The sequence below is a fragment of the Paraburkholderia sp. Ac-20336 genome (assembly GCF_017105025.1).
In the GTDB taxonomy this organism is placed as follows: domain Bacteria; phylum Pseudomonadota; class Gammaproteobacteria; order Burkholderiales; family Burkholderiaceae; genus Paraburkholderia.
Map to the genome: position 1 here is coordinate 1 of NZ_JAAGPS010000191.1, position 9,116 is coordinate 9,116.

Genomic DNA, 9,116 nt, shown 5'->3' on the forward strand with positions numbered 1-9,116 from the left:
TGGCGGCAATACGTGGGGCTCGACGGCGGCGTGGTCGGCATCGATACGTTCGGCGAATCGGCGCCGGCCGCCGCGTTGTTCGAGCATTTCGGGCTGACCACGCAGGCGGTGGTGGACGAAGCGCGGCGCGTTGTGGGCGCGACACGCTGAGCATCGGGCGCGGAGCCCGAAGCGCCGAGTCCTAATCATCGAGCCCTGAGCATCGAGTCCCAAGCACCGAGCCATAGGCACCGGGCAACCCGCATCGCGGGCAACCCACGCCGGGTAATCGACACCACGCACCGAGCCCCCATTGCGTCCCCGATCCGCTTTCATCTTTTGAGTCCTGAGGAGTGAATCATGGCCTTCATCACCCTGCGGCAACTGCTGGATCACGCGGCCGAACACGACTACGGCGTGCCCGCGTTCAACGTCAACAACATGGAGCAGATTCACGCGATCATGCGGGCCGCCGAGGCTACCGGCAGCCCGGTGATCCTGCAGGCGTCGGCGGGCGCGCGCAAATACGCGGGCGAGCCGTATCTGCGTCATCTGGTGCTCGCGGCGATCGAGGCGCATCCGGACATTCCGCTCGTGCTGCATCAGGATCACGGCGCGAGCCCGGCCGTGTGCCAGCAGGCGATCCGCTCGGGCTTCACGTCGGTGATGATGGACGGCTCGCTGCTGCCCGACCAGAAAACGCCCGCCGCCTACGACTACAACGTTGAGGTAAGCCGCCGCGTGGTGGATGCCGCGCATGCGGTCGGCGTATCGGTCGAGGGCGAACTGGGCTGCCTCGGTTCGCTCGAAACCGGCACCGCCGGCGAGGAAGACGGCGTCGGCGCAGAAGGCCGGCTCACGCACGCGGACCTGCTGACCGATCCCGACGAGGCGCGCCGTTTCGTCGACGCGACCGGCGTCGATGCGCTCGCGATCGCAATCGGCACCTCGCACGGCGCGTACAAGTTCAGCCGCGAGCCGACCGGCGATATTCTCGCGATCGACCGCATCGCCGACATTCACGCGCGCGTGCCGAACACGCACCTCGTGATGCACGGCTCGTCGTCGGTGCCGCAGGAATGGCTCGCGGTGATCCGCGAATACGGCGGCGAGATTCCGGCCACCTACGGCGTGCCAGTCGAGGAAATCCGCCGCGGCATCGCGAATGGCGTGCGCAAGGTCAACATCGACACCGACATCCGGCTCGCGATGAGCGGCGCGCTGCGCAAGTCGCTCGCGAACGCGCGCGCCGAGTTCGACCCGCGCGCGGCATTGAAGGCGGCCACGGCGGCGGCCAGCGCGATCTGCGTCGAGCGTTTCGAGGCGTTCGGTTGCGCAGGGCAGGCCGCGCGCATCAAGCCGCTGCCGCTCGATGCGATGGCGCACCGCTATCACTGAGCCACGCTCAGGAAAAAACGCGGGAAAACGCGGGAAAAACCAGGGAAAACGAACCAACACGAGGAAAACGAGGGAGAACGCGATGCGCGAATTCCTGATTGCTCCGTCGCTGCTGTCGGCGGATTTTGCCCGACTCGCCGATGAGATTCGCGACGTGAGCGCGGCCGGCGCGGACTGGATTCATCTCGACGTGATGGATCACCACTACGTGCCGAACCTCACGGTCGGGCCGCTCGTCTGCGAGGCGATCCGGCCTTATACGACGCTGCCGTTCGACGTGCATCTGATGACCACGCCGGTCGATCCGCTTGTCACGATGTTTGCCGAGGCCGGCGCGAACCTCATCAGCTTTCATCCGGAAGCGACGCTGCATGTGCACCGGACCATCGAGCTGATCCGCTCGCACGGCGCGCAAGCCGGGCTCGCGTTGAATCCGGCCACGCCGCTCGCGGTGCTCGATCATGTGCTGGACATGCTCGACGTCGTGCTCGTAATGTCGGTCAACCCGGGCTTCGGCGGCCAGGCGTTTATCGAGGCGACGCTCGGCAAGCTGCGGCTATTGCGCCCGCGCGTCGACGCGGCGATGCAGCGCACCGGCAGGCCGATTCTGATCGAAGTGGACGGCGGGGTGAAGGTGTCGAATATTGCGCGGATCGCCGAGGCGGGTGCCGACGTGTTCGTCGCCGGCTCGGCGGTGTTCGGCGCGGACGATCGCGCGCAGGCGATTCGCGGCCTGCGCGCGGAACTGGCGACTGTCGAGGAACGGGTGGGTATCGCGGTGCCGCAATGACCGCGGCGCTTCGGGTGCGCGCTTCAGATCCGCTGTCGGTCCGCTCCAGGTTCGCTCATCAGCGCGTTCGCCGCGGTTTTTCAGCGCTTCTTCATCGTCTCCCCCGGCGCGCACCACACGCCGAGGTCTTCCTCAGCCCGCTCGACCGCGCAGCCCCAGTCGAGCGGCTGGTCCTGATCGAAGCGCTTGCCGAGCCGCCACGCGATTTCCGCGCGCGCGAGCTGCACGCCCATATAGAACGCGTGGCCGCCGTCGTTCTCGAGATTCAGTTGCGGATACAGCGCGAACGGATCGTCGCCGCGCCGATGGCCGTCGCGGTTGTAGACGTGAATGCCCTCGGCACTGACCTGCACGCGGAAATTCGGATCGCGCACGCCGTGCGCAAGCTCGTCGATTTCCGCGGCGCTATACGGAAACGGGCGCTTCGCGTGAACCGTCGCGAGATCGCCGTTGATGCCTTTCGGCAGCACCTGCGCGTCGCGCGCGGCATGCATCACGCGGCGCGCGACGTCGGCTTCGCGCAGCGCGCGCCGCGCATGCAGACTCACCGAGGTCGTGAGCACCGCGCCGATGCGCAACTCGGCCGCCATGCCGAGCAGCACCGCGTTGATGCCGCTCGTGTCGGCTTCGGTCAGCTCGGTCACGTTGCCGATGCCCATCATGATCGCGATGTCGGGATAGCGCTCGCGCAGCCGCACGTAACGCGCGACCGAGGCGGCGAGGCCGAACGGAATCGGGTCGAGAATCGGGTCGGCGAGAAACGCGCGGCCGCGCGCCCCCAGTGCCTCGATCGCGGCATCGAGCGAGACTGGGTCACCCGGTTCGCGCGCGACGAGGATCGGCGTGGCCGGCACTTCGTCGGCGATCCAGAGCGTGTCGAGATTCAGGCTCATCAGATAGTCGGCGCCCGCGCGGCCGCCGCGCAGCAGTTCGTCGCTACGCATCGAATCGACGCTGACGCGATAGCCTTCGGCCTTCAGGCGCCGCACCGCGTCTTCGAGATGCGGAAACGGCGTGTCCGGCAGACAGCCGATGTCGATCACGTCCGCGCCCTGGCTCGCATACGCGCGCGCGCGCGTGGCGATGCCGTCGAGATCGAGGCGCGGCGCATCGACGATCTCCGCGAAAATCTCGGTGTCGTAGCGGCTCAGATCGAACGGCTTCGCCTTGTGGCCGAAGAATTGCGGCAGGTCCTTGACCTCGTCGGGGCCGCGCTCGAACGGCACGCCGTAGTGCGCGCTCAGCGTATCGAGATCGCCGCGGCAACGGCCCGGCACGATCACGCGTTGCGCGGCGAGCGGCGCGGGCACTCTGCGGCGGATCATGTCGGCCGTCATCAGCGCGGCGACCTGCAGGCCGATCTCGCGCACTTCCCAACTGAACGGCGTCGGCGCCATGCCGTCGAGCACGCGTAGCAGGCTCGGTTCGGCGAGCCGGCCGGTCAGGAAGAGGATGTGGTCCATGCGAGGTCGAGAGTCGCGAGGCGTTGAGCGAGCGCCGCTTCGAGTTCGCCGAGCGAGCGCGCGAGCGTCGTGTATTCGAAGCGCGCGAGACGCTCGACGTTGTCGAGTTCGATCGCCCGTGGACGCAATTCGACCCATTCGTTCGGGCTATGCGTAATCACGCTCGGTTCTGTGTCGCATGCAAAGACGATGCCGGGGATGCACTGCTTGCCGGCCTGCGCGTACATGTTGGTCGGCAGCGTGTCAGAGATGCCGTACGCGCATTTGGCGACCGTGTTGCTGGTGGCGGGCGCGATCACGACCGTGTGATAGACGCCGTGATAGAGCATGCCGACCGGCACGCCGCTCGCACTGTTGTCGCGCAGCACGCGAAATTTTTCGCGTAGTTTGTCGAGCGGCCAGCCATAGAGCGGCAGTACTTCCTCGGCCGCCGCCGATAGAAAAAGATCGACGCCGGGCAGGCGCAGCGCAAGCGCGATCGACTCTTCGAGCAGATGGCCCGAGCCGGTCACGCACCACGCGAAGCGCGCGTCCGGCTTGAAGTCGGCGAGATCGCGCGCGGGCTCGTGAGGGGACTGGCTGGCGGACTCGCCTGGGTTCGGGCATGCGGGCGGTCGCGTCATGCGTCGAGATCGAGCGGCATGCCGTCGGGCGGCGAGCCTTCGTGCGAAAGCCGGATATGCAGCCGGCGCATCTTGCGGTACAGCGTGTTGCGGCTGATGCCGAGCGCCTTCGCGACGTTGCTGACGTTCCAGCGATGCTCGTCGAGCAGCGACAGCACGGTTTCGCGCTCATTCAGCTGGATCGCGTTGAGCGTCGAGAGGTCGGTGTCGTCGGCCAGATGCGCGTCCATGTCGGCGGTGGCGAGGCGCAGCGCGGTCGGCATGTCGATGGCCGAGGTGCGTTGTGTGACCTCGGGCGGCAGATGCTCGCAACGGATCGGCTGGCCGTCGGAGAGTGCCACTGCCATTTGCAGCACGTGCCGCAACTGGCGGATGTTGCCGGGCCATGCGTAGGCCAGCAGCGCCTGTTCGGCTTCGGGCGTCAGTTCGGGCGGCTCGCCGGTTTCGTTGGCGAGCAGGTGGTGGATCAGCGGCAGCTTGTCGACGCGCTCGCGCAGCGCCGGCAGATTCAGCTCGACGCCCTTGAGCCGGTAATAGAGGTCTTCGCGGAATTGCCCGCTCTGCACGAGTTCGAGCAGATTGCGGTGGCTCGCGCTGATGAGCTGGAAATTGACCTTGACCGTGGTTTCGGCGCCGAGCGGCGTCACTTCGTGTTCTTCGATCACGCGCAGCAGGCGCGCCTGCAACACGAGCGGCATGTCGCCGATCTCGTCGAGAAACAGCGTGCCGCCGTTGGCCTGCACGATCTTGCCGCGCCGTCCCTCGCGCTGCGCGCCCGTAAACGCGCCGGCGCGATAGCCGAACAGTTCGCTCTCGATCAGGTTCTCCGGCAGCGACGCGCAGTTGACCGGCACGAACGGGCCGTCGGCATGCGGGCTGATGCTGTGCAGCGCCTGCGCGAACACTTCCTTGCCGGTGCCGGTCTGGCCGCGCAGCACGATCGGAATCTTGCGCTGGATCACGCGCGCGCCGAGCTGGATCTGCGAGGCCATGCGCGGATCGCCGAATTCGAGGTGGGCGATTTCGTCGAGCTTCGGCGCCGCCGCATGGTGCCGGTCGGCCGCGCTGCTGCCATTGCTGCCGTTGCCACTCGTGGCGTGGCTGCCTTGACTGCCGCGGGACGCCGGCGCGCTATCGGGCGCGAGCACGCGCGCGACGCGCCCGGTGCTGTTCTGCGGCGTCTGCGCGACGAGGAAAAAGCGGTTCGTCGCGTTGGCGCTATAGACGGTGACCGGATGGAACGAGCCGCGAATGCTGCGCGCGATCATGTCTTCGAGCGACGCGTTGAAGGCTTCCTCGATGCGCCGTCCGCGCAACTCGCTGAGCGAGCGGAAGCCGAGCTGGAACAGGGCGCTGCGATTCGCAGCGAGCACGGTGCTGTCGTCGGCGACCGCGAGCTTGCCGCCGTGCAGCGTGCCGACGAATTCCGGGCGGCTGTGGAAATGGATCATGTTGGCGTGCCGGTAGCGCGCGTCGAGCAGACGGTTTTCGATCATCTGCCGCGACATGCCGACGAGCACGAGCGAATGCTGTTGCAGCAGCTTCGAGCGGCTCGTGACGTCGAGCACGCCGGCGATCTCGCCGCTGTCGTCGAAGATCGGCGCGGCCGAGCAGGTGAGCGAGGTATAGCGCGGATAGAAATGCTCGTGCTGGCAGACCGCGATGCAGTCGCGCTCGGCGAGACAGGTGCCCATGCCGTTGGTGCCGGCTTCGCGCTCGCTCCAGAGCGCGCCGACGCGAAAGCCGTCGTCGGCGACCGCTTCGGCGAACGGCACCGAGGACACCTGATGCACGATCACGCCGCCCGAATCGACGAGCACGACCGCGAGCTCGGGATCGGCCAGCTGCTGATAGAGCGTCGTCATTTCGAGCTTCGAGCAGGCGATCAGATCGCCGAGCGCCTCGCGGCGCGCGCTGAGTTCGTACTGCGTAAGGACGGGCGGTGGAACGAAACGGGACGGGTCCAGCTGGAATTCGTTAATGCAGCGCGTCCACGACTGGGCGACGGAGTCGCTCGTGGGGCGCGTGGTCAATTGATGATTGACCACATTCAGCACTTCTCGGACATGCGTATCGCTGTCAGCGAGCAACGACATGGGGTTTGTCTCCGTTGCGCCATGTCGGGTGCCCTCAGTGCCGCACACACCGCGAATGCCGCTTTATCAAGTCTGTCATCCCCTGGCGCCGCGGAATCTCGCGTTCGCATGCGCCTCGCGACCGGCCCTTTTTTCAGGCGGGTATTTAAAACTTTACGCCCGATGCCGGTTTGGTTCAACCCGAACTAGCACTGAGTTGCCGCAGCGCGCCCGGAATTTGCTTTTCCTGCTCCGTTGCCTCATGCATGACCGCGCCGGCAGGGCGAAGGCAGATGCCTGTGGCAACTTCGGCACACAGTGTGCCGCCCGCCGTGCCGCTGTTCCCGGCACGCCATGCAACCCTTGGGCCAAGTCGCACAGGAGTGCCAATCCATCATGGACCGTCTCGATACCGTTCGTCTGAGCGCTTTTTCCAGTGCTTTCGCGCATGATCTCTCGCCCGCCTTTGCCGGGGAAAGTACGGCTGCGCGCGCGTTGCCCGAGCGCATGGACATCGTGTTCATCGAAAACTTCATAGGACAGACGATCATCGGCATCGACAGCGGCGAGTTGCACGTGGCCCAGCCGGTGCGCGTGAATCTCGCGATCGGCGTGCCGGCGATCCGCGCATGCGCGACGGATCGCATCGAGGACACGGTCAACTATGCCGCGGTGCGCGATGCACTGCTCGCGCTATTCGAGACGCATCGCGTGCGCCTGCTCGAAGCGCTTGCCGAGACGATCGCGCAATTGCTGATCGCCGATTTCGGCGCGCACTGGGTGCGCGTTTCGCTGGCAAAGCCCGCGAAATTCGACGACGTCGCGGCGGTCGGCGTGCAGATCGAGCGGCGTCGCGGCGATGCTTCGGCAACGGGCGCGGGCGTGGCCGGCTATGCGTCGCTCGGCGCGGGGCTCGTGCCGCGTTGAGCGGCGCCGCGGCTTCGCCGCGCTTTTTGCCTCGATCTTTAGCTCACTTCGCCGCCGTCGGCGTTTTTTGCAGACCCAGGCCGCAGGCCTGGTACGCATTCGTCTGCAGGTCGCGGAACCGCTTCGTCTGCGACTTCGCATGATCGACGCGGAATTCCGCACCGCCTTCGCCGCCGAGCGTCGCGTACTTCGAGAACGTCGACTGGTCGACGAATTCGTCGTACGGCAAGGCCGCGGCCATCTTGTCGATCACGCACGAGCACTTGTAGACGTTGGCGAAATCGTGACCGTTGTCGTCCATGCAACCTAGCACGTACTCCACGCGGCCCTGGGTCGGATAGTCGTAGCCGCCCGCCTGCGCGGAAGCGCGGGGCGCGGCGTTCTGCGCCGAGGCGGGCGAGGCCGCCAGCGCCAGGCAGGCGACGACGGCGGCGGCGGCGGCAACGGTAAGGACTGAAGTAACGACTTGCAGCGCGCGACAGCTTATGGTCATGTCATGCCTCTGGGAAAGCATTGAACCCGCTTCACGAACCGGCGCGCCGCATGCGGATGCGCGACGGTGCGCCGGTTCGTGAAGCGACCGGATGCAGCGAGGAGACGGGACTGCCGATAGGGTTGCCAATCGGGCTGCCAACCGGACCGCCGAGGGGCCACCAATCGGGTCACCAGGCGGGCCACCAGCAACGCCGCCGATGACACACCATGAACGGCACGCCGACGGCACCCCGGCGCTAGCGGCCACGCGTCTCCCGCGCGGGCGCGCGCCGTCAGTTCGGCGCGAACGGATGCGCGACGCTGCTCTTCTTCGCGACCACTTCAGCGGCGCTCGGCTCGCCGTTGACCGCGCGCTGGATCGCCTCGCGCGTCGCCTTGTAGTTGAACTCCTGGATCTTCCTGTCGTCGTCGGCCTGCCAGTGAATGAAGACGCCGACGCAGAGGAACAGGTCGTCGGCTTCGTCCTTCGGGATCGTGCCGTCCTCGACGCTGTCGGCGACCGCGAGCGCCACCGCGTGCTGGGCCGGCCCGAACATCTGCACGGCCTGCTTGGCGCCCTTGATCGTCACCTTGTTGAACAGGATCGTGTTCGGCTTGGCAAGCAGATTGGGCGCGACGACGGCGAGCAGCGAGGTGAAGCCATCCTTGTTGTTGGTGAGGGCGTTGCAGAACGCGGTTTCCGCAGCCGAACCTCGCGGTCCGATCAGCAAGTCGATGTGCGCGACCTCGTTGCCGTCGCCGACCAGCGACTCTCCGACCATGACGCGGTTGATCTTGGCCATTCTGTTCCTCCAATTGAGTAGGTATGGACCTGCTGACAGGATGCCGCCCGCGCTCGTCCGGACAGGGCGCCGCATGGCGTGCAGGGATGCACGGCGGTACTAACTAACAGGTTCCGTGCCAGATCGCGCCCGCCCGCTCAGGTGCCGCGCGCGCCGTGCGTGACGTGAGCTGCGGGGCCCGCTTCGATGCAGCGCGCGACGAATAACGTGGCCACGGCGAGGTCCGCGCTGGTGCCGGGGTTGATTGCGCGCGCCTTCAGTTGGGCATCCCAGGCATCGAGTTCGGCGTCGGCCGGCGTGCGGCGCGTGGCGAGTGGGGTTTGCCGCCAGCGCGCGTGCTGCTCGCGTGCCGCAAGCGTGACACTCTGCGCCAGCGAGAGCCCGTGCTTGCGCACAATGTGAGAGTCGGGCCAGCCGCCGAGAAACGCGAGGAACACGTTGAGCATCGCCACCTCGGGTGCATCGGCCGGCGCTGCGCGGCAGGCGGCGAGGCCGGTGTCGAAGATATCCGCGAAACCGTTCGCGTATTGCCGCGCGATGCGGTCGCGCTCGCTCGCGAGCCGCATTGCGTCGCGCAGGCCGAG

9 protein-coding genes are annotated in these 9,116 nt (G+C 66.9%); 3 read left to right on the top strand and 6 right to left on the bottom strand.

The annotated features are described in order from the left end of the window. Window positions 1–339 precede the first annotated feature (339 nt). The gene (gene fba, locus GXB81_RS29250; protein ID WP_167039435.1) at window positions 340–1,377 is read left to right on the top strand and encodes a class II fructose-bisphosphate aldolase; all 1,038 of its coding nucleotides are present in this window, start codon (window positions 340–342) and stop codon (window positions 1,375–1,377) included. 82 nt (window positions 1,378–1,459) lie between these two features. Then, complete coding sequence (gene rpe, locus GXB81_RS29255) at window positions 1,460–2,167, top strand: ribulose-phosphate 3-epimerase (protein WP_205991036.1); 708 nt, start codon at window positions 1,460–1,462, stop codon at window positions 2,165–2,167. Between the two features lie 80 nt (window positions 2,168–2,247). On the opposite strand, the gene GXB81_RS29260 is transcribed toward rpe, so the two are convergent. The 3 genes from GXB81_RS29260 to GXB81_RS29270 are packed head-to-tail and all read right to left on the bottom strand — an operon-like array spanning window position 2,248 to window position 6,349. After that, window positions 2,248–3,630: a DUF6513 domain-containing protein gene (locus GXB81_RS29260; RefSeq protein ID WP_205991037.1), complete on the bottom strand. Its 1,383-nt coding sequence runs from the start codon at window positions 3,628–3,630 to the stop codon at window positions 2,248–2,250. After that, window positions 3,609–4,253, bottom strand: a complete 645-nt coding sequence (locus GXB81_RS29265; protein ID WP_205991038.1) for a flavoprotein — start codon at window positions 4,251–4,253, stop codon at window positions 3,609–3,611. Before GXB81_RS29265 ends, GXB81_RS29260 begins: the two co-directional genes overlap by 22 nt. After that, window positions 4,250–6,349: a sigma-54-dependent Fis family transcriptional regulator gene (locus GXB81_RS29270; RefSeq protein WP_205991039.1), complete on the bottom strand. Its 2,100-nt coding sequence runs from the start codon at window positions 6,347–6,349 to the stop codon at window positions 4,250–4,252. The genes GXB81_RS29265 and GXB81_RS29270 overlap by 4 nt, the downstream gene beginning before the upstream one ends. Window positions 6,350–6,724: 375 nt before the next feature. Between GXB81_RS29270 and GXB81_RS29275 the strand changes: the two genes are divergently transcribed. Then, on the top strand, window positions 6,725–7,255 hold the full coding sequence (locus GXB81_RS29275) for a dihydroneopterin aldolase (RefSeq protein ID WP_205991040.1): 531 nt from the start codon (window positions 6,725–6,727) through the stop codon (window positions 7,253–7,255). Window positions 7,256–7,298: 43 nt separating this feature from the next. Here GXB81_RS29275 and GXB81_RS29280 read toward each other — a convergent pair whose 3' ends face one another. The 3 genes from GXB81_RS29280 to GXB81_RS29290 form a co-directional block, all read right to left on the bottom strand. Next, complete coding sequence (locus GXB81_RS29280; RefSeq protein WP_241016572.1) at window positions 7,299–7,748, bottom strand: hypothetical protein; 450 nt, start codon at window positions 7,746–7,748, stop codon at window positions 7,299–7,301. Window positions 7,749–8,022: 274 nt separating this feature from the next. Then, on the bottom strand, window positions 8,023–8,532 hold the full coding sequence (fae, locus tag GXB81_RS29285) for a formaldehyde-activating enzyme (RefSeq protein ID WP_167285482.1): 510 nt from the start codon (window positions 8,530–8,532) through the stop codon (window positions 8,023–8,025). 137 nt (window positions 8,533–8,669) lie between these two features. After that, on the bottom strand, window positions 8,670–9,116 hold a 447-nt coding region (locus tag GXB81_RS29290; protein WP_205991041.1), incomplete at its 5' end, for a triphosphoribosyl-dephospho-CoA synthase.

Excerpts from the sequence above, each read along its gene's own strand:
- fae (WP_167285482.1), bottom strand. The coding sequence starts at position 8,532 with ATGGCCAAGATCAACCGCGTCATGGTCGGAGAGTCGCTGGTCGGCGAC.
- GXB81_RS29270 (WP_205991039.1), bottom strand. The coding sequence starts at position 6,349 with ATGTCGTTGCTCGCTGACAGCGATACGCATGTCCGAGAAGTGCTGAAT.
- rpe (WP_205991036.1), top strand. The coding sequence starts at position 1,460 with ATGCGCGAATTCCTGATTGCTCCGTCGCTGCTGTCGGCGGATTTTGCC.
- GXB81_RS29260 (WP_205991037.1), bottom strand. The coding sequence starts at position 3,630 with ATGGACCACATCCTCTTCCTGACCGGCCGGCTCGCCGAACCGAGCCTG.
- fba (WP_167039435.1), top strand. The coding sequence starts at position 340 with ATGGCCTTCATCACCCTGCGGCAACTGCTGGATCACGCGGCCGAACAC.
- GXB81_RS29280 (WP_241016572.1), bottom strand. The coding sequence starts at position 7,748 with ATGACCATAAGCTGTCGCGCGCTGCAAGTCGTTACTTCAGTCCTTACC.
- GXB81_RS29265 (WP_205991038.1), bottom strand. The coding sequence starts at position 4,253 with ATGACGCGACCGCCCGCATGCCCGAACCCAGGCGAGTCCGCCAGCCAG.
- GXB81_RS29275 (WP_205991040.1), top strand. The coding sequence starts at position 6,725 with ATGGACCGTCTCGATACCGTTCGTCTGAGCGCTTTTTCCAGTGCTTTC.